This window comes from Devosia sp. LjRoot16 (assembly GCF_964252795.1).
Classification (GTDB): Bacteria; Pseudomonadota; Alphaproteobacteria; order Rhizobiales; family Devosiaceae; genus Devosia_A.
Window position 1 is genome coordinate 281366 of the sequence record NZ_CAXUPH020000005.1, and the last position, 18813, is coordinate 300178.

At 66.2% G+C, this 18813-nt stretch carries 17 protein-coding genes; 9 read left to right on the forward strand and 8 right to left on the reverse strand.

Translation table 11 applies throughout. The annotated features are described in order from the left end of the window. Positions 1-27: 27 nt before the first annotated feature. Genes ACSQ23_RS22695 through ACSQ23_RS22725 form a run of 7 tightly spaced genes read left to right on the forward strand, consistent with a single transcriptional unit; the run spans position 28 to position 8806 of the window. Positions 28-1584 carry an ABC transporter substrate-binding protein gene (locus tag ACSQ23_RS22695; protein WP_436092002.1) on the forward strand — a complete coding sequence of 519 codons (1557 nt, stop codon included), beginning with the start codon at positions 28-30 and terminating at the stop codon, positions 1582-1584. After that, positions 1584-3668, forward strand: coding sequence for an ABC transporter ATP-binding protein (locus tag ACSQ23_RS22700; RefSeq protein WP_436092003.1), 2085 nt, complete (start codon positions 1584-1586; stop codon positions 3666-3668). The genes ACSQ23_RS22695 and ACSQ23_RS22700 overlap by 1 nt, the downstream gene beginning before the upstream one ends. Further along, positions 3665-4540 (forward strand): ABC transporter permease, encoded by an 876-nt coding sequence (locus tag ACSQ23_RS22705; RefSeq protein ID WP_436092004.1) that lies wholly within the window; start codon positions 3665-3667, stop codon positions 4538-4540. The genes ACSQ23_RS22700 and ACSQ23_RS22705 overlap by 4 nt, the downstream gene beginning before the upstream one ends. After that, positions 4537-5484 carry an ABC transporter permease gene (locus ACSQ23_RS22710; protein ID WP_055999276.1) on the forward strand — a complete coding sequence of 316 codons (948 nt, stop codon included), beginning with the start codon at positions 4537-4539 and terminating at the stop codon, positions 5482-5484. The genes ACSQ23_RS22705 and ACSQ23_RS22710 overlap by 4 nt, the downstream gene beginning before the upstream one ends. Next, on the forward strand, positions 5484-6275 hold the full coding sequence (locus ACSQ23_RS22715; protein ID WP_055882783.1) for an SDR family NAD(P)-dependent oxidoreductase: 792 nt from the start codon (positions 5484-5486) through the stop codon (positions 6273-6275). Before ACSQ23_RS22710 ends, ACSQ23_RS22715 begins: the two co-directional genes overlap by 1 nt. A gap of 21 nt (positions 6276-6296) precedes the next feature. After that, entirely contained in the window at positions 6297-7355 is a 1059-nt protein-coding gene (locus tag ACSQ23_RS22720) for a malate/lactate/ureidoglycolate dehydrogenase (protein WP_436092005.1), read from the forward strand. Then, positions 7355-8806 carry a M81 family metallopeptidase gene (locus ACSQ23_RS22725; protein ID WP_436092006.1) on the forward strand — a complete coding sequence of 484 codons (1452 nt, stop codon included), beginning with the start codon at positions 7355-7357 and terminating at the stop codon, positions 8804-8806. The genes ACSQ23_RS22720 and ACSQ23_RS22725 overlap by 1 nt, the downstream gene beginning before the upstream one ends. A gap of 188 nt (positions 8807-8994) precedes the next feature. Here the strand turns inward: ACSQ23_RS22725 and ACSQ23_RS22730 are convergent, their stop codons facing one another. From ACSQ23_RS22730 to ACSQ23_RS22765, 8 genes are all read right to left on the reverse strand, one after another. Continuing rightward, complete coding sequence (locus tag ACSQ23_RS22730) at positions 8995-9480, reverse strand: hypothetical protein (RefSeq protein WP_436092007.1); 486 nt, start codon at positions 9478-9480, stop codon at positions 8995-8997. Next, entirely contained in the window at positions 9477-9926 is a 450-nt protein-coding gene (locus ACSQ23_RS22735; RefSeq protein ID WP_436092008.1) for a hypothetical protein, read from the reverse strand. The genes ACSQ23_RS22730 and ACSQ23_RS22735 overlap by 4 nt, the downstream gene beginning before the upstream one ends. Further along, entirely contained in the window at positions 9923-10684 is a 762-nt protein-coding gene (locus tag ACSQ23_RS22740; RefSeq protein WP_436092009.1) for an SDR family NAD(P)-dependent oxidoreductase, read from the reverse strand. The genes ACSQ23_RS22735 and ACSQ23_RS22740 overlap by 4 nt, the downstream gene beginning before the upstream one ends. Further along, positions 10681-11520, reverse strand: coding sequence for an ATP-binding cassette domain-containing protein (locus ACSQ23_RS22745; protein WP_436092010.1), 840 nt, complete (start codon positions 11518-11520; stop codon positions 10681-10683). Before ACSQ23_RS22745 ends, ACSQ23_RS22740 begins: the two co-directional genes overlap by 4 nt. Continuing rightward, positions 11517-12509: an ABC transporter ATP-binding protein gene (locus ACSQ23_RS22750; RefSeq protein ID WP_436092011.1), complete on the reverse strand. Its 993-nt coding sequence runs from the start codon at positions 12507-12509 to the stop codon at positions 11517-11519. Before ACSQ23_RS22750 ends, ACSQ23_RS22745 begins: the two co-directional genes overlap by 4 nt. Continuing rightward, positions 12509-13375 (reverse strand): ABC transporter permease, encoded by an 867-nt coding sequence (locus tag ACSQ23_RS22755; RefSeq protein WP_055882796.1) that lies wholly within the window; start codon positions 13373-13375, stop codon positions 12509-12511. Before ACSQ23_RS22755 ends, ACSQ23_RS22750 begins: the two co-directional genes overlap by 1 nt. 16 nt (positions 13376-13391) lie before the next feature. Then, the gene (locus tag ACSQ23_RS22760; RefSeq protein WP_055882798.1) at positions 13392-14339 is read right to left on the reverse strand and encodes an ABC transporter permease; all 948 of its coding nucleotides are present in this window, start codon (positions 14337-14339) and stop codon (positions 13392-13394) included. 196 nt (positions 14340-14535) lie between these two features. Continuing rightward, on the reverse strand, positions 14536-16059 hold the full coding sequence (locus ACSQ23_RS22765) for an ABC transporter substrate-binding protein (RefSeq protein WP_436092012.1): 1524 nt from the start codon (positions 16057-16059) through the stop codon (positions 14536-14538). A gap of 594 nt (positions 16060-16653) precedes the next feature. On the opposite strand from ACSQ23_RS22765, the gene ACSQ23_RS22770 reads away from it, so the two are divergent. Together ACSQ23_RS22770 and ACSQ23_RS22775 are read left to right on the forward strand one after the other, a co-directional pair. Beyond that, on the forward strand, positions 16654-17805 hold the full coding sequence (locus ACSQ23_RS22770; protein ID WP_436092013.1) for a Gfo/Idh/MocA family protein: 1152 nt from the start codon (positions 16654-16656) through the stop codon (positions 17803-17805). Positions 17806-17882: 77 nt separating this feature from the next. Next, complete coding sequence (locus ACSQ23_RS22775) at positions 17883-18812, forward strand: substrate-binding domain-containing protein (protein WP_055882803.1); 930 nt, start codon at positions 17883-17885, stop codon at positions 18810-18812. Position 18813 lies beyond the last annotated feature (1 nt).

An 18813-nucleotide genomic window follows, 5' to 3' on the forward strand; every position in this document is an offset into this window, starting at 1 on the left:
TTTTGAACTCACAGGGGAGTCGCTTGCATGAAGTCCGGATTTCTTAAGCCTTTGAGACTGTTGGGGCTGGCGCTGTTCGCCGCCGTCGCCCCGATCGGCACCAGTCTGGTCGCGCCGGTCACCGCCCAAGCCCAGGAGCTGAAGGGCGGTACGCTGCGTGTCGGCCTGCTCGCCGACATGACCAACTATGATCCGCAGCAGTTCTCGACGGTGAATTTCCACCTGATCAAGAACCTCTATGACAGCCTGATCGAGTACACGCCGGAAGGCGAGGCGGTGCCGAGCCTTGCCACGGAATGGACGATCAACGCCGACAACAGCTCGGTGACGCTGAAGCTGCGCGACGACGTGACCTTCGCCTCGGGCGGCAAGTTCAGCTCGGCCGACGTGGTGGCGACGCTGGAGAAGGCGGCCAACCCCGACCTTGGCAAGAACGTTTTCGGCACCATGGCGATCGTCAAGGATTGGGCAGCGCCCGATGCGACGACCATCACCATCAACTTCAAGGCGCCGGCGCCGACCAAGCAGATCACCGACCTGTTGCAGTTCATGATCCCGATCGAAGCGGCGGGGATCGCGACGGTCGAAACGGTGCCGGCCGGCACTGGCGCCTATCTCCTCGCCGATCGTGCCGTCGGGCAGAGTCTGACGATGAAGAAGAACCCCAACTACTGGCGCGAGAACGAGCCGATCCTCGACGAGATCGTCTTCACTATTTTCGCCGACGACGCGGCGGCCAGCGCGGCGCTCGAGTCGGGTTCGATCGACATGGTCTATGGCAGCACCGCGCGCAACGCCGTGCGGCTGCAGGATGCGGGCTACCAGGTGATCCGCGGGCCGGGCTCGCTGGTGCAGGTGTTCCGCATCAATGCGACACGCGCGCCTTTCACCAACGAGAAATTCCGCCAGGCCTTCAACTACGTCATGGACCGCGAAGGCATGGTGAAGGTGGCCTATGCCGGTCTCGGCACCGTCGTGGCGCTGCCCTGGGCACCGGCCTCGCCGGCGTTCGACGCGGCCTATACCGCCGAGTTCGCCTACAACATGGACAAGGCCAGGGAGCTGTTCGCGGCCTCGGGCCTGTCGGCCGCCGAAATGAGCGACTGGAAGATGCTGGTGTTCGGCAATGACGAGCCGGGCGTGGTGATCAGCCAGATCGTGCAGAGCGCCCTGGCCGAAGCCGGCATCAATATCGAACTCGATGTCCGCCAGGGCGCCGAATACACCGATGCGCTGCTGGGCGGCGACTTCTGGGCCACCTTCGGGGCGGTCGGCAATGCGCAGAAGTTCCCGTCGCGCATGGCCACCAACTCGATCTACCGCACGGCCAAGAACCCGGTGCTGAAAGACCCGCATCCGTTCCCGGACTATGTGGCGGCGATCGACAAGGTGAACGCCACTTCCGGCCCGGAGGATGCGGTTAAGGCGGCCTATGCCGAGCTCAACCGCGTGCTGGTGACGGACTCGTTCGCTGTTCCGACCAACACCGTCGATACCGGGCTGATCGTTGCTTCCGACAAGCTCGGCGGCTTCACGCTCGATATCGATAACCTGCTCGTCGCCCGCACGATCGGCTTCAAGTAATGGCTGACGCAGGCGCCGCACGGCCCGACATGGACCCGAAGAGCGTTCCAGTCCTGTCGGTCAGGGATCTCAAGGTGGAGTTCACCGGTTCCGGTCGTGCGGTGCCTGTGGTGCGGGGCGTCGATTTCGATGTCTACACCAATGAAGTGCTCTGCATCGTCGGTGAAAGCGGATCGGGCAAGAGCGTCACCGCCCTCGCGGTCACCGGGCTGTTGCCCGAGACCGCGCGGGTCTCCGGCTCGATCCGGCTCGGCAAGCTCGAGGTGATCGGGGCCGAGCCGGAAACGCTGCGCCAGATGCGCGGGCGCGATGTCGGCTTCATCTTCCAGGACCCGACGACGACGCTCAATCCAGTGCTGCCGGTCGGCCGGCAGATCACTGAGGGGCAGGTGGCGCACGGGCTGCTCGCCAAGGGCGAGGCGCAGAAACGCGCCGCCGAGCTGTTGCGCGAAGTCGATATCGCCGACCCCGAAGGGCGGGTCGCTCAGTATCCGCATCAGTTCTCCGGCGGCATGCGGCAGCGGGCGGTGATCGCCATGGCGATGGCCGGACAGCCCAACCTGATCATCGCGGACGAGCCAACCACGGCGCTCGACGTTACGGTGCAGGCGCAGGTGCTGGCAGTGCTGGCGCGGCGACAGGCCGAGACCGGCGCGGCGGTGATCCTCATTACCCACGACCTGGGGGTGGTGGCGGAAGTCGCCGACCGGGTGGCGGTGATGTATGGCGGCCGGATCGTCGAGACCGGCCCGGTGGCCGAGCTGTTCCGCTCACCCCGGCACCCCTATACGCGGGCGCTGCTGCGCTCGATCCCGCGGATCGACACCACCGATGCGCGGCTCGATCCCATTCCCGGCCAACCGCCGACCCCCAGCGCGCTGCCGACCGGCTGCAGTTTCCACCCGCGCTGCGCCCTGGCGGTGGGCCGGGCCCGTTGCAGCGGCGAAGAACCATCCCTGCGTGTCGTCAACGAACTGCAGCAGGCGGCTTGCCATTATGCGGACGAGATCCCCGTTGCGAGCGTAGTTGCCACGCCGCGCGAGGCGGTCGGCGGAGCCACCCCGCCGGCCAACCCGCTGCTCGTCGTTGATGACCTCAAGGTGCATTTCCCGGTTCGATCCTCGATCCTCCGCCGTACCATCGGCTGGGTGCGGGCCGTGGATGGCGTGAGCCTCTCGGTGCGACCGGGCGAGACGGTGAGCCTCGTCGGTGAATCCGGTTGCGGCAAGACCACCACCGGGCGCGCCATCATGGGGCTGATCGGGGCGACGGGCGGCGATATCCGCTTCGAGGGTCAGTCGATCGTCGGGCTGGAGCGCGCCCAGATGCGCAAGGCCCGCCGGCAGATGCAGTACATCTTCCAGGACCCCTATGCCTCGCTCAACCCGGTGCTGACGGTCGAGGACATCGTCGCCGAGCCGCTGCGCATCCACGGCATCTATGACGAAATGGGCGGGGCGCCGCACATTGCCGAGCTGTTCGATATGGTCGGGCTGGCGCGCTCGATGCTGGGGCGCTACCCGAGCGAGTTCTCGGGCGGGCAGAAGCAGCGCATCGGCATTGCCCGGGCGCTGGCGCTCAAGCCGCGGCTGCTGATCCTCGACGAGCCGGTGGCGGCGCTTGACGTGTCGATCCAGGCGCAGGTGATCAACCTGCTGCAGGACCTGCAGCGGGAGCTGGGGCTCGGCTACCTGTTCATCGCGCATAATCTCAGCGTGGTGCGGCACATCTCGGACCGCGTGGCGGTGATGTATCTGGGCCGCATCGTCGAAGAGAGCGGACGCGACACGCTCTACGACCAGCCGATCCACCCGTACACGCAGAGCCTTCTCTCTGCTGCGCCGGTGCCCGATCCGGCGGTGCGCGACAGCCGGCGGCGCATCGTGCTGGAAGGCGAGATCCCCAACCCGGCCAAGCCGCCCAGCGGCTGCACCTTCCATCCGCGCTGCTTTCGCGCCACCGAGCGCTGCCGCAGCGAGGCGCCGGTATTCGCGGCCTACCCGGGGCTCGATACACGTACGTCGTGCCACCATGCCGGGCCATTGTCGGTGGGCGCCGAACGGCAGCTGGAGGCGGCGCGATGAAGCTCCTCCACTCGACACGATCGGTGCTGCAGCGGCTGCTGCGTAGCCCCGGTTCGGCTCTGGCGCTGCTGTTCCTCCTCGGCATCACGCTGGCAGCGATCTTCGCCGATCTCCTGCCGCTCAACCCCTATGCCCAGAAGCTGGTCAACGCGCTCAACGGGCCATCGGCAGCCAATTGGTTCGGCACTGACGAGGTGGGCCGCGATATCCTGGCGCGCGTGGTGTTCGGGGCGCGGACCTCACTGCTCACCGCGGCCGGCGCGGTGGCGATCGCGGCGGTGATCGGGGTGCCGATCGGGCTGGTCGCCGGGTTCTTCGGTGGCTGGCGCGACGCGACGCTGATGCGCTTCGTCGACGTGCTGCTGGCGCTGCCGGCGATCCTCTTCGCCATGGCGATGATCGCGGTGCTGGGGCGCAGCCAGGTGGCAGCGCTGATCGCGGTAGGGATTACCGGCATTCCGAGCTTTGCCCGCATCACCCGGGCACAGGTGCTGTCGCTCAGGCGGCGCGATTTCGTCACCGCCGTCGAGGCGTTCGGCGGCAGCTCGGCCTACAACATGTTCCGCACGATCCTGCCCAACTCATGGAGCCCGATCTTCGTCCAGATCGTCGTGCTCTGCTCGGTAGCGATCCTGCTCGAGGCGGCCTTGTCCTTCCTCGGCGTCGGGGTCGCGCCGCCGACCCCGAGCTGGGGCGAGATGCTGCGCACCGGCAAATCCTACCTGCATGAGGCGCCGTACTATGCGGTGCTGCCGGGCATCGTGCTGACGCTGACCATCCTCAGCTTCGACACTATCGGCCGAGCGCTGGCCGGCATTCTCGAGAACCGCAGCGAGGTCGTCACCCCCGCCAAGGTCGGGGGCGCGCCATGATCGGTTTCGTGTTGCGGCGTTTCGGGCAGTTGCTGCCGGTGCTGCTGCTGGCCTCGATCGGCATCTGGGCGATGATCTTCGCGGTGCCCGGTGGGCCGATCGGCATGCTGGTGGGCGAGAACGCCACGCCCGAGGCGATCGCCGCGGCGGAGAAGCAGTTCGGCCTCGATCGGCCGGCGGTGGTGCAGTATCTCGACTGGCTGTGGAATGCCCTGCAGGGCAATTTCGGCATGTCGATCCATGGCCGCGAGCCGGTGCTGCACCTGATCGGGCAGCGGCTGCCGGCGACGCTGCACCTCGCGGTGGCGGCGACCATCGTGTCGCTGCTGATCGGCATTCCCGTCGCCATCCTCAGCGCGCTGAAGCCCGGCTCGTGGATCGATCGGGTGCTGAGCGCCTGGAGCGCGCTGGCGCTGGGGGTACCGACCTTCTGGCTGGGGATCCTGTTGATCCTCCTGTTCGCGGTGGAACTGCACTGGTTGCCTTCGGCCTCCGGTTACGTGCCGATCTGGGAAGACCCGCTGGCGGCGCTGCGCAACCTGGCGCTGCCGGCGCTGACGCTCGGGGTCTACGTGTCGGGCATCCTGGCGCGGTTCCTGCGTGCTTCGCTGGTCGGCGAATTGCGGGCCGATTACGTGCGCACGGCGCGCTCCAAGGGGCTGCCGGAGCGGCAGGTGGTCGGCACCCATATCATGCGCAATGCGCTGCTGCCGTTCGTCACCATTGTCGGGCTGATGATGGCCAACTTCATCGGCGGGGCGGTGGTGACCGAGGCGGTGTTCACCTATCCGGGGCTCGGGCGGTTGCTGATCCAGGCGATCAGCACGCGCGACTATCCGCTGATCCAGGGCTGCATCGTGGTGATCCTGGTGCTCTATATCGGCATCAACATGGCCGTCGACGTGCTCTACGCCTATATTGACCCACGGATCGAATACAGCTGATGACAGAACCGGCACCGCGCAATCCGGCGCAGCTTTTCGACCTCTCGGGCCAGGTGGCGCTGGTCACCGGCGCCTCCAGGGGACTTGGCTGGGCGGTGGCGCAGACGCTGGCTGCCGCGGGCGCCCGCGTGGTGCTGACCGGGCGGCGGGCCGAGTTGCTCGAAGAGCGGCTCGCAGAGATGCTCGGCTGGGGGTTCAGCGCCGAGATCGCGGCCTTCGATGCCGCCGACGGCGATGCGGCGGTCGAGGCGCTCAACGATATCGCGGCCCGGCATGGGCGGCTCGACATCCTCTATTCGAACACCGCCGCCGGGGTGCGAAAGCCGTTCGTCGAACTCGACGAAGCCGAGTGGCAATCGGTAATCGATGGCAGCCTCACCGCCGGATGGCGGCTGGCGCGGCATGCGGCGCCATTGATGATCAAGGCGGGGTACGGGCGGATCGTTTTCGTCTCGTCGATCAACGCCACGGTCGCCCGGCCGGGGATCAGTGCCTATGTGACGGCCAAGACCGCGCTGCATGGGCTGGTGCGTGGGCTGGCGGTGGAACTGGCGCCCAATGGCATCACCGTCAATGCCCTGGCGCCGGGCTACTTCCTCACCGATGGCAACGCGCCTTTGCGCGGCGCGGTGCCGGAGTTCCAGCAGAAGATTGCCGACCGCACGCCGATGGCGCGCTGGGGCGATCCACCCGAACTCGGTGCGGCTGCCCTCTATCTCGCCTCACGCGCCTCGGGCTACACCACCGGCAGCGTCATTACCGTCGATGGCGGACTCACCGCCGCGATCTGAAGTTTTCAAGGAAACCATCGAATGTCCGAGACCAAGATGCACCTTGTCCCGTGGGACCGGCTGCAGGCGAATACCCTAAGTGTTTTCCGCGCCGCCGGGTCGGAGCCGCGGGAAGCCCAACTGATCGCCGAGCATCTGGTGGAAGCGAACCTGCGTGGCCACGATTCTCACGGCGTCGGCGTGGTGCCGATGTATATCAACGGCGTGAAGTCCGGTGGCATGGTGATGAACCAGAGCCTCAAGGTGGCGATCGATACCGGCGCCATGCTGATCTGCGATGCGGGGCAGGGCGCCGGGCAGGTGATGGCGCATGATGCGATGGCGCTCGGCATCGCCCGCGCCAAGGACGAAGGCAGTGCCATCGTCAGCCTCCGCAACAGCCATCACATCGGGCGCATCGGCCATTGGGCCGAGCAGTGCGCGGCGGCCGGCATGGTGTCGATCCATTTCGTCAACGTGGTCGCCGGCGCCATCGTCGCGCCGTTCGGCGGCACGCAATCGCGGCTCGGCACGAACCCATTTGCCGCAGCCTTCCCGCGCGATGGCGCGCCGCCGGTGGTGGTGGATTTCGCCACCTCCAAGCTCGCTGCCGGCAAGGTGCGCGTGGCGCACAACAAGGGGGTCGAGCTGCCGCCCGGGGCGCTGCTCGACAACCAGGGCAAGCCTACCATCAACCCTGGTGCCCTGTTCGAAACCCCGCCGGGTTCGCTGACGACGTTCGGCGAACACAAGGGCTGGGGCATGATGCTGGCCTGCGAGCTCCTGGGTGCGGCGCTGGTCGGGGCGCCGACGCAGCACGAAAAGGCCGGCAATGGCGCAGTGATCAACTCGATGTTCTCGGTGATCGTCTCGCCGGAGCGGCTGGGGACAGCCGGACCGTTCGCGGCCGAGATGGAAGCGGTACTGGGCTGGGTGCTGTCGGAGAACGAGGGCGGCGGCAGCGTAAAGCTGCCGGGGATGCCCGAACTCGAGACGAGGGCGAAGCGCCTCGCGGAGGGCGTGCCCGTAGATGCGGCGACACTCGAGCAGCTCGAGGCGTCGGCGCGCGATGTCGGGCTTAAGGGCTTCGGGGCTGTCTGATGCGCATCTTCATCGCGGCGCTAGGCACTGAGACCAACACGTTCTCGCCACTGCCGACCGGACGGAAGACGTTCGAGGAAACCCTGTGGGTCCGCCGCGATGCCAGCCTCAGCTCGGACAATTATTTCGTCCTGCCGCTGAGGGAGTGGCGCCGCCTCGCCGAGGCGGCGGGTGACGAGGTGATCGAAAGCCTCTCGGCCTTTGCGCAGCCGGCGGGTCGTACGGTGCAGGCGGTATGGGAGGAACTGCGAGATACGCTGCTCGGCGACCTCCGGGCCGCCGGTCAGCTCGACCTGGTGCTGCTGAACCTCCATGGCGCGATGGCGTCGGAGCAGTGCGACGACTGCGAGGGCGAGCTGGTCGAGATGGTGCGCCAGGTGGTCGGGCCTGAGGTCACCGTGGGCGTCGAGTTCGACCTCCACTGCCACATCTCCGAGCGGCTGATGCGCCATGCCGACCTGCTGGTGCTCTACAAGGAGTATCCGCATACCGATGTCGCCGAGCGCGGGGCGGAGCTGTTCGAGCTGGGGCGCCGTACCGTGCTGGGCGAGATCAAGCCGGTGATGGCGCTGCGTGATCTTCGCATGCTCGATGTGTGGCGCACTTCGGATGCGCCAGTGCGCGCGCTGGTCGACTGGATGCAGGCGGCCGAGCAGCGCGACAATATCCTGTCGGTCAGCTTCGGGCACGGCTTCCCCTGGGCCGATGTGCCCGATGTCGGGGCGAAGACGCTGGTGGTGACCGATGGCGATGCGGCGCTGGCCGAGGCGGTGGCAAAGGAACTCGGCGACCGCATCTGGGCGCTGCGCGAGACCTATGCGGCAAACCTGCTCGACGTGGCCGAGACGATGGCGGCGATTGCTGGCGGCAATGGCTGCACAGTGGTCGCCGATATCTCCGACAATGCCGGGTGCGGTGCGGCAAGCGACTCGACCTTCCTGCTCGAGCCGCTGCTCGCCGCGAAAGCCGAGCGGGCACTGTTCGGGCTGCTATGGGACCCCGCGGCGGTGCGGATCTGCGAAGAGGCCGGCGAAGGCGCGACGCTGGGGCTACGGATCGGCGGCAAGGTCAGCGCCATGTCGGGCCGGCCGGTGGATGTCGAGGCCAGGGTGCTGAAGCTCATCCATGATGCCAAGGTGAGCTATGGCGACGGCAAGATGCCGATGGGCGATGCGGTGCTGCTCGATGCCGGCGGCGTCCACATCGTCATCAACACCATCCGCACGCAGACCTTCAATCCGGACGCGTTTACGCAGTTCGGCATCGATTTGCGCGATTATCGGACGGTGGTGCTGAAGTCTGCGCAGCACTTCCATGCCGGCTTCGCGCCGGTGGCAGACCGGATCATCTACGCGGTGGCCGAGGGCACTTCATCGCCGGATTTCCGGACGCTGCCACTGCCGCATGCCGGGCGGCCGTTATGGCCGCAGGTGGCGGATCCGTGGGTGTGACGGGCTGGTGGGCAGTAGCCGCCGCCGGAGCGGGCTGACCCCCACCCCTGTCCCCTCCCCGCAAGGGGGACGCAGTAGCGCCCCGAGGGGAGGGAGACGTCAACTGAGATGCTGGTGTTTTGGTCGCCCTCCCCCTTGCGGGGAGGGGACAGGGGTGGGGGGCCACTGCCACCAGGCTGTCGAGCGGCTCAGACCTTGTGCCCAGGCCACCCCATCAGCAGCTTTACGTCCTTTTCGGCTTCCTTGGCCTTCTCGGCATCCTTGAAGACCCGCATGACGCATTGCGGTTTCTTCCTATCGATCACGTCGTAGACCAGGTGGTAGCCGGTCTTGTCGAAGATCGGGCCGATCCAGCCGGCGCAGTGGTCGCAGTAGCGGCCCATCGGCTCGGCGTCGTTGTCCATGACCTTGGAAAGGCTGGGGCAGACATTCATCCGCAATTCGAGGCGATCCTCGTTGCGGTCGATGTCCATGTCGCAGTTTTCTTCGATCTTGATGTGGGTCCAGTACTCCTCCATGCCCGCGAGACCCTTGGTCTGGATCAGCTCGAGGATATGCTTTTCCTGGTTCTTCGAGATGGCGAGGAAATAGGCTTCGAGCACCTCTTCGCCCTGCGCCTCGAGGAACTTGAACACCTCGTTGTAGAAGCGGGTGTAGTGATCGGACGGGATCATGCGCGCCTCCTGATGACCTGGCGGCAGGCGCCGGGGCCGGTGATTTCGGTGTCGATGGCGAAGGGCGAGCCCTCGGCCATGCCCTCATTGGTGCGGCTGGTCTGGTCGCAGAAATGCGCCGAGGGGGTGCCGACGAGCTTGGCGACGTGGTGCCAGGCGGTGCAGTGGCGGACGGTGAGGACGATCTCGTCGTCGCCGACCGCGATATCGTAGTCGCAGTTCTCGCGATCGAAGAAGTGCCGCCAGTGGCGCACCAGTTGCCCGGTATCGCCGGCCACCAGATCCTCATGGATCGAGCGATAGACGTCCTTGCCGACCTTGCGGAAGATATCGTCCATCGCGGCAAGGCCGAACTTGCCGATGATGAACTCGATGGTGGTGTCGGTCGCGCCATGGAAATCGAGGTGCACTTCGCCGGTTTCGGCGTAGCGGAGTTTTTCACTCATGCTTGGGGCTCCCAGGACATCTGGTTGGCGAGGATGCCGCCATCGACATAGAGCATCTGTCCGGTGATGTAGCGGGCGGCGGGAGAGGCGAGGAACACGGCGGCGCCGCCGATATCGGCGGGAAGGCCGACGCGGCCGAGCGGGATCTGCCGCTCGAGTGCCGGGCGGACGCCCGGCGCCGCCAGCCCCTTCGCGGACAGGGGCGTCTCGATGATCCCCGGCCCGATGCCGTTGACGCGGATGCCGCGTTCGGCGAGCGTGACCGCAAGGTTGCGGACCAGCATCAGCACCGCGCCCTTCGAGGTGTCGTAGATGACGCTGTTCTTTTCGGCCGCCAGTGAGTTGGTCGAGCCGGTGCAGATGATGCTCGGGTTCTCCTGACCCGGCGCCAGACCTTTGACGAAGGCCTGCGCGGCGAACAGGTAGCCTTTCACGTTGAGGTTGAAGGTGCGGTCGAACGCCGCCTCGGTGAGGTCGTCGAAATTGGTGTCGAGGTAGGTGCCGGCGTTGTTGACCAGCGTATCGAGCCGACCGAGTTTCGCGCGCGCCGCCGCGACGAAGCCCTGCGCACCAGCCACCGTCGAGAGATCGGCCTGGACGAAGTGGCATTCGGTCAGCTTGCCGAGCCGCGCGGCTGCCCCGCTATCGTCAGCGAGGTGCGAGTTGATCACCAGCCGCGCGCCGGTATGGGCAAAGGCCTCGGCGATGGCATAGCCGATGCCGGTGGTAGAACCGGTTATGGCGACGCACTGGCTCATGCGAGTGCGTTCCCGGCGAGTCCCGCTTCGACGCTGAGCACAGCGCCGACGAGCGCCTGTGTCGCCTCGGCCTGTGGGGTGCGGAACAGGTCGAGCGGCTTGCCCACTTCGACGATCTTGCCAGACGACATCACATAGACCTTGCTGGTTGTGTAGGCGACGACGGACAGGTCGTGCGCGATGAAGACGAGGCTGAGGCCGAGGTCGCGCACCAGGTCCTTCAGCAGGTTCAGCACCTGGGCCTGGATCGACACATCGAGGGCGGAGACCGGTTCGTCGGCGATCAGCACTTTCGGGCCGGGCATCAGGGCGCGGGCAATGGCGATGCGCTGCAACTGGCCGCCAGAGAACTCATGCGGGAAGCGCTCGAGCGCGTTCTTGTCGAGCCCGACCTGGTCGAGCACCTCAAGCACGCGGGCCGCGTGGTCGCCTTCGATCTTCAAACTGCGCAGCGGCTCGAGCAGCGAGGTGCCGACACGCATGCGCGGATCGAGCGAGGAGCGCGGGTTCTGCAGCACCACCTGCACCGAGCGGCGGAACAGTTTTCGGTGCGCTTCACCACCGGTCCAGACGTCGACGCCGTCATAGAGCACCTGGCCTTCGCCAGGGCGTTCGACGCCGGTGAGCATGCGGGTCAGGGTGGTCTTGCCCGAACCGGATTCGCCGACGAGGCCAACCGCCTCGCCGGGGCGGACGGAGAAATCGATGCTGTCGAGCACCTTCAGCTTCGGCCGCGGCGCGAACAGTTTCTGCCGGTTGAGGTTGTAGACCTGGCTCAGCTGCCTCACCTCGAGCAGTGGGCGCGCGTCGGCGGGGAACGGGGTCACGGCATTCATTGCGCGGCCACCTCGCCGGCGAGGCGGATCGGGTGCCAGCAGGCGGCGCTGACCCCGTCGCTGCCCAGTTCCGGCATGGCTTCGCGGCACTTGTCGGTGGCGGCAGGGCATCGCGGGTTGAAGGCGCAGCCGGTGGGCAGGCTGTGCAGCGGCGGCACCATGCCGGGGATCGAGACGAGGCGCGACGAGCCGTCGAGCGCGATATTGTCCATGGTCGGCTGGCTGTCGAGCAGGCCGCGCGTGTAGTGGTGCCTGGGGTTGCGGAACACCTCCTGCACCGGGCCGATCTCGACGATGCGGCCGGCATACATCACGGCGACGGTGTCGCACATGGCGGCGATGATCGGCAGGTCGTGGGTGATCATCAGCAGCGCGGAGCCGCGATCGCGGACCGCGCCGTTGAGCAGGCGCAGCACCTGCTTCTGCACCGTGACATCGAGCGCGGTGGTCGGCTCGTCGGCGATGATCAGCTGCGGGTAACAGGCGAGCGCCATGGCGATCATGATGCGCTGGCGCTGGCCGCCGGAGATCTCGTGCGGATAGGCGCGCACCAGCTGTTCGGGACGCGGCAGGTTCATCTGCTTGATCAGCTCGATGGTCTGCGCTTCGGCGATCTTCCTGTCGACGCCGGTATGGCGGCGGATCACCGAGCTGATCTGGTCGCCGACGCGGCGCACCGGATTGAGCGAGGAGAGCGGATCCTGGAACACCATGGAGAGGGTGCGGCCGCGACGGCTCGACAGCGCCTTGTCGGACTGGGTGACGAGGTCGACGCCGTCATGGAGGATGCTGCCGTGGGTGCTCCAGCCCATGGGGAGCAGGCCCATCAGCGCCAGCGCCGTCATCGACTTGCCGGAGCCGGATTCCCCGACCAGCCCCATGCGACCGCCCTGCGGGATGGTGAAGGAGACGCCGCGCACGGCGGTGACGTCGCCATTGGTGACCTCGAGGTTTTTGACTTCGATGGCGTGCGGTTTGGCGGAGGTCATCAGCTCCTCCGCTTCAGTTTGGGATCGAGCACGTCACGTAACCCGTCACCGAGGAGGTTCAGGCCCAGTACGACGATGACGATGGCGAGGCCCGGCCACATGGCGAGCGGCGAGGAAATGCCGACGGTCTGCTGCGCTTCGTTGAGCATCATGCCCCACGAGATCGAGGGCCGGGTGACGCCGACGCCGAGATAGGAAAGGCCCGCCTCGGTGAGAATGCCGGCGGCAAAATAGAGGGTGAACTGGACGATCATTACACCGGCGATATTGGGGATGACGTGGCGCGCCAGGATGAACAGCTTGCCGCGGCCATAGAGCTTGGCGGAGGTGATGAAATCCTCCTGCAGCACGCTCATCGCGGCGGAGCGGATGACGCGGGTGAAGGAGGGGGTGAAGAAAGCGGTGAGCGCGAAGATGGTGGTGAGCGCGCCCGAGCCCATGGTGGCAGCGAGCACCAGGGCGGTGACCATGCCGGGGATCGACAGCATGATATCGGCGCCGCGCGAGATGGTCTCGTCGGCGATCTTGCCATAGGCGGCGGCGACCAGCCCGGCGATGGTGCCGAGGATCAAGCTGATGGTGGCGCCGCCGGCGCCGACGAGGATCGAGGTGCGCGCTCCGACCATCAGCTGGGCGATGATATCGCGGCCGAGCCCGTCAGTGCCGAGCCAGTGATCGACGGTGCCCGGCGGCAGCATGCGATTCTTGATGTTGGGGATGTTCGGGTTCGAGGGCAGCCAGAAGAACGAAACGATGGCGATGACCAGAAAGCCGATGGTCAGCACCACGCCGACGACCAGCGAGGCGTTGAGCTCGAGGCGGCGCCGGCGGCGCGGGGCGACTGCGGGGGCGGTGGTGGTGTTCATGGGGATGCCTCCGTTCTCACGCCGCGTTCCGGACGCGCGGATCGAGCACGCCGTAGAGCAGGTCGACGACGAAGTTGACGAAGATGACGAAGATGATGATCAGCATGACGGTCGACTGCACCACGATCACCTCGCGCGCCGCGACGTTGGCGAGGATCATGCGGCTCAGGCCCGGCAGTGAGAACACCATCTCGATGATGACGGTGCCGCCGATCAGCTCGGCGATCTGCAGCCCGACAATGGTGACGATGGGGAGCGCCGCGTTGCGGAGGCCGACGCTGAGCAGCGCCTGGGTGCGGGTCATGCCGACGGCACGGGCAGTGCGCACATAATCCTGGTTCATGACGTCGAGCACGGCAGAGCGGACATAGCGGATCAGCACGGCGGCCATGATCAGGCCGAGTGACAGCACCGGCAGCACCAGCGAGCGGATGGCGCCGATCGGGCTTTCGCGCCAGTCGATCCAGCCACCGGTGGGCAGCCAGCCGAGCTTTACGCCGAACAGCACCGAAAGCAGGATGCCGGCCCAGAACACCGGCACGGCGATGCCGATCTGGCTGATCAGCGCCAGCACGGCGCCCGAGGGCTTGCCGACATTGCGCGCCGCGTAGGTGCCGACCGGAATGGCGATGATGAGGCCGAGCAGCAGGCCGGAGAGCGCCAACGGCACGGAGACGGAAAGCCGCGCGGTGACCAGCTCGGCAACGCTTTCCTTGGTGCGGAAGGATTGGCCGAGATCGCCCTGCAGCATGTTGGTGATCCAGTTGAAATACTGGACCGGCAGCGGCCGATCGAGGCCATAGGCATGCGCCAGGGCGTTGATCGCCTCGGCGGTGGCATCCTTGCCGAGGACGATGGCGGCGACGTTGCCGCCGGCGGCGCGAATGAGAATGAAGATGGCCAGCGAGGCAACGAAGACGGCGCCCAGAAAAAACGCAAGTTTGCGTAGCGCGTAGATTGCCATTCAGCTCAACTTCCTTGTCTGGAGTCGTCTCTGTCGGACTGGTCCACCCACCGGGTCATCCCCGCGAAAGCGGCGATCTCCGTTTGCTGCGCGTACCGAAACAGAGATTCCCGCTTTCGCGGGAATGACTCCTTGCTTAGTCACGGTCGGGGCCGCCAGCGTTACGCCGACGGCCCGCAAGTTCAATAGTCAGCCCTTACCAGTGCAGCTTGCCGATCTCGATCGCGACGAGGACGCGCGGCTCGAGGAAGCCCTTGAGCTCGCCGTCGAACAGGCCGACGCCCTTCTTGGCGATCAGCGGCACGATGACGGCGTCCTTGCGGAGGATGTCCGCGGCCTCTTTCATCTTGGCGAGGTAGTCCTCGTCCGAGGTCGCCTTGTCGGCATCGCTCAGCGCCTGGGTGTATTCGGCGCTGCAATAGGTCGACCAGCCAGCCTTGTCCGGGGTGGGGCAAGCCCACTGGGTCGGCTCGGCGTCGCCCGACATCACGGTGATATCGAACTGCGGCGGACGGCCCTGGAAGATCAGCTGGCTGTAGCGCGCGAGGTCAATGGCGTTGCGGGTGACATTGAAGCCGGCGCCCTGCATCGCCGGGATCATGATGTCGGCCGGCAGCGACAGGTCAGGCACATCGCTCAGCGAGGCATATTCGAGCGGGGTCGAGGCGAACTCCGGAGCCTTGGCCATCGCACCCTCATAGTCGAACGGGTACGGGCAGGTCTCGGGGCTTTCCGGCGAGTACCAGGGCTGGTTGGGCAGCGCGAAGGTACAGGTGTTCTCGGCGCCCCAGGCGGCGCCGAAGGCGTCGTTGTAGGATTGGCGGTCGAGCGTCGCGGCAAGCGCCTGGCGCAAAGCCGGGTCGAGCTTCTGGTTGAACACGGCGTAGGTCGGCTCGCCGATCTGCGGGTAGGTGACGAGGGTGAACTTCTTGTCGAGTTCACGCTTGGTCAGCTGCTCCCACAGGTCAATGGTGATCACCGGAACCGCGTCGACTTCACCGGCTTCCAGCGCGTTGAGGCCGGCAGTGCCATCGGTCACGATGCGCACAGTAGCGGCGGTGATGGTGGGCTTGGTGCCCCAGTAGTTCGGGTTGGCCTCGAACTCGAAGGTCGAGTTGGTGGTGTACGACTTCAGCACGTACGGGCCGGTGCCGATCGGGTTGGTGGCGATGCTGCCGGCGGCGTGCTCGGGCTGGATCAGGCCGGCGACCGAACCCATGCCGCGCCAGAAGTTCTGGCTCGGCTGCGACAGCGTCACTTTGACCGTCGAGTCGTCGACCTTATCGATGGCGGTGACGGCGTTGTAGGCCGACGAGTTGTTGACGACCGGCGAGGCCTTCATGGTGTTGAGCGAGTAGATCACGTCCTCGACGGTCACCGGGGTGCCATCGGAGAAGTTGGTCTTCCGGATCTTGAACTCGTAGGTCAGCTTGTCGTCGGAAATGGTCCAGGACTCGGCAACGCCGGGCTCAACCGAGCCGTCCTTGTTGAAGTAGACCAGCGGCTCGACGACGTTGGCCGGAATCCACAGGCGCAGCGCGGTGAGGCCGCTGGTGACGTAATCGAGCGTCCCCGGATCCTGGCGGGCGATCAGCACCACCTTGTTCTCGGCGGCACGCGGCGAGGCGGCCATGGCTTCGGCGCCGCCAAAGGCTGCCAGCATGATCGCAGCCGCGGCAATGGCGCCGAGGCGCTGGCCGAACTTTCCCTTAGACTGCATGTTGAATCGTCCCTTCCGATTGTCCCTGAAATCTCTTGCGTCGCGCGGCGCCTCCACATCTGACCCCCTGTCACTCGGCAGTGCACCGCGCTTCGTGCTGCCGTCGTATTCCATAATGTGGAATGCAAACTCTTTTTGCATGCCGATAGTCTGCATAGGATATGTGCGTATGGCAAGTAGCTTCCCGTTTCAGCGGCAAAACGCGCAGCAATTTAATCTTCGGTCGCTGAGTTGCGTTCCGCTATATGGAACGTTGTTTGCGAAGTAGCATGATTTTTTGCCACCGGATGGCGCAGTCGGCGTCCCTCTCCCGCTTGCGGGGGAGGGGGGACCAGCCGAAAGGCTGGTGGGAGGGGGGAGCCGCAAACACTGAGCCAAGCCCCAGCCGCCCACTGCGGGTGCAGTGGGGCATGACCTGACCGTCCGTGCGCGCCAGCCCACAATCAGAGCGTGGGCACCCCCCTCCCACCACGCTTTCGCGTGGTCCCCCTCCCCCGCAAGCGGGATCCCGACTGCGCGTTCGGCCGCCCGATGGGCCTTCTCAACCGTGCCGCGATTGCCTAGCTTCTGCGCCGCCTCGAGGAGAGATTTGACGTGAAGATCGGAATTGTCGGGCTTGGCGCCCGGGTAGCGTACCTGGCGCGGATCGCCGTGCAGCAGGTGCCGGGCGCGAGGTTGGTCGGCTATGTCGATCCGACGCCCTACGGCATGCCGGAACTGACCGGGGCAGGGATCGATGCGGGGCCCGCCTACGAAACGCCCGAGGCGCTGCTCAAGGCCGAAAAGCTCGACCTCTTGATGGTCGGCTCGCCCAACCACATGCATCTCGATCACATCCGGATCGGGCTCGAGGCGGGCCTGAAGGTGTTCACCGAAAAGCCGGTGGTGACCACCGAGGCGGATACCTATGCGCTGCTCGAGCTATTGAAGCAGAGCGGCGGCGCCGACAGCGTGATGATCGGCCTGGTGCTGCGCTATGCACCGCTCTATCGCGACCTCGTCGCGAGCTATCGCTCCGGTGCGCTCGGCAAGATCACCTCGATCGAAGCCAGCGAGCATATCGCGCCCTACCATGGGGCGTTCTTCATGCGCGACTGGCGGCGGCGTAGCGGCTATTCGGGCGGCTTCATCCTCGAAAAGTGCTGCCACGATATCGACCTCTACCAGGGGCTGGTCGGCAATCGGCCGGTGCGGGTGGCGAGCTTCGGCGGGCGGAAGACCTTCGTGCCCGAGAACATGCCGACCAAGGCCGGGATCAACGATCTCGACGTGTATTTCCGCAAACCCGGTGGCTGGGAGAGCGACAGCCGGGTGTGGGACGGCGATGGCGATATCATCGACTACCAGACGGCGCTGGTGGAATATTCCGGCGGCGAGAACCTCTGCTTTCACACCAACCTGAACGTGCCCGACGAGTACCGGCATTTCACCGTCATCGGCACGCATGGCATGGCCGAGGGCGATTTCGTGCGCAACTTCTACCGCATGCACGATGCGCGGACCGGCGAACGGATGGTCGACAAGCGCTACGAAACCAAGGGCACCTCGGTGCATTACGGCGCCGACGAGCAGATGGTGGCCGATATCTTCGCCCACCTGACCGAGGGCGTGGCATTGCCGGTCTCCATTGTCGATGGGCTGGTGGCCGGCATGACGGCGATCAAGATCGACGAGGCGCGGGCCAGCCGGCAGGTGATCGAGCTCACCGAGACCTGGCGGCAGTTCGACAGCTACGGGCTCAGCTGACGGATTCTCCGTTGGAAGGGCTTTGCGGCCTCAAACGGCGCCGATATGTTCGCGCGGAATTCTCGGAGGACAATCCCATGCATAAATCCATCGCAGCCCTCGGGCTCGCGTCCATCCTGGCGCTCGGCGTCTCCTCGGGGGCACTCGCCGCCGGCGAGAAGGTCTCGGTGATCACCCCGTTCCTCGCGGCGATCGCCACGGGCGAGATGATCGAGGCGTTCAAGGCCAAGGCGACCGAGTATCAGTGGACCGTCGACGTGGTGGACACCGCCGGCGACATGGCGGCCTTCGCCAGCCGCGTCGAGGATGCGACCACCAGCGGCGCCAACGCCATTGTCCTGGTGTCGGTCGACCCGGCGCAGATCCAGGACCAGGTCGACAAGGCCAAGGCGGCGGGCGTGCCTGTCATCACCATCGATGGCGCCAAGAACGCCTCGAGCGTGCTCAACGTCACCTCCGACAACTACGTGCTCGGTGAGACGATGACCAAGTTCCTGTTCGACCAGATCGGCAACAAGGGCAACATCGTGCGCTTCTTCTATTCGGCGCATCCGGGCGTGCATCAGCGCGAGCTGGCGCTCGATGCGGCGCTGAAGGCCAACCCTGAGATCAAGCAGGTGGCCGACCACTACGTGGCAGTACCGGGCCAGGTCGATGACAGCCGCGCCGCCATGGATGCGATGCTGCTCGCCAACCCGGGCGACGGCGCCATCAACGCGGTGTGGGCGGCCTGGGACGAGCCGGGGATCGGCGCCAACCTCGCCATCGAGGCGGCGGGCCGCAAGGGCATCGTCATTGCCGGCATCGACGGCAACCCGCAGGCGATCGACCTGATCAAGGCCTGCGGCGCCTATATCGGCACCGTGCGCCAGGGCTTTGGCGAGATGGCCAGCATCGCGGCCGGTGAGCTCAATACCATCCTCGCCGGCGGCAGCGCCAAGGCCGACGAACTCTACGCGCCGGTGGAACTGATCACCCGCGAGAGCCTCGGCGTCACCTGTCCCTGAC

Bases quoted from the DNA above. Each gene is read 5' to 3' on its own strand.
- ACSQ23_RS22710 (WP_055999276.1), top strand. From the start codon at position 4,537: ATGATCGGTTTCGTGTTGCGGCGTTTCGGGCAGTTGCTGCCGGTGCTG.
- ACSQ23_RS22735 (WP_436092008.1), bottom strand. From the start codon at position 9,926: ATGAGTGAAAAACTCCGCTACGCCGAAACCGGCGAAGTGCACCTCGAT.
- ACSQ23_RS22695 (WP_436092002.1), top strand. From the start codon at position 28: ATGAAGTCCGGATTTCTTAAGCCTTTGAGACTGTTGGGGCTGGCGCTG.
- ACSQ23_RS22700 (WP_436092003.1), top strand. From the start codon at position 1,584: ATGGCTGACGCAGGCGCCGCACGGCCCGACATGGACCCGAAGAGCGTT.
- ACSQ23_RS22775 (WP_055882803.1), top strand. From the start codon at position 17,883: ATGCATAAATCCATCGCAGCCCTCGGGCTCGCGTCCATCCTGGCGCTC.
- ACSQ23_RS22705 (WP_436092004.1), top strand. From the start codon at position 3,665: ATGAAGCTCCTCCACTCGACACGATCGGTGCTGCAGCGGCTGCTGCGT.
- ACSQ23_RS22740 (WP_436092009.1), bottom strand. From the start codon at position 10,684: ATGAGCCAGTGCGTCGCCATAACCGGTTCTACCACCGGCATCGGCTAT.
- ACSQ23_RS22765 (WP_436092012.1), bottom strand. From the start codon at position 16,059: ATGCAGTCTAAGGGAAAGTTCGGCCAGCGCCTCGGCGCCATTGCCGCG.
- ACSQ23_RS22760 (WP_055882798.1), bottom strand. From the start codon at position 14,339: ATGGCAATCTACGCGCTACGCAAACTTGCGTTTTTTCTGGGCGCCGTC.
- ACSQ23_RS22750 (WP_436092011.1), bottom strand. From the start codon at position 12,509: ATGACCTCCGCCAAACCGCACGCCATCGAAGTCAAAAACCTCGAGGTC.
- ACSQ23_RS22755 (WP_055882796.1), bottom strand. From the start codon at position 13,375: ATGAACACCACCACCGCCCCCGCAGTCGCCCCGCGCCGCCGGCGCCGC.
- ACSQ23_RS22745 (WP_436092010.1), bottom strand. From the start codon at position 11,520: ATGAATGCCGTGACCCCGTTCCCCGCCGACGCGCGCCCACTGCTCGAG.
- ACSQ23_RS22725 (WP_436092006.1), top strand. From the start codon at position 7,355: ATGCGCATCTTCATCGCGGCGCTAGGCACTGAGACCAACACGTTCTCG.
- ACSQ23_RS22715 (WP_055882783.1), top strand. From the start codon at position 5,484: ATGACAGAACCGGCACCGCGCAATCCGGCGCAGCTTTTCGACCTCTCG.
- ACSQ23_RS22730 (WP_436092007.1), bottom strand. From the start codon at position 9,480: ATGATCCCGTCCGATCACTACACCCGCTTCTACAACGAGGTGTTCAAG.
- ACSQ23_RS22720 (WP_436092005.1), top strand. From the start codon at position 6,297: ATGTCCGAGACCAAGATGCACCTTGTCCCGTGGGACCGGCTGCAGGCG.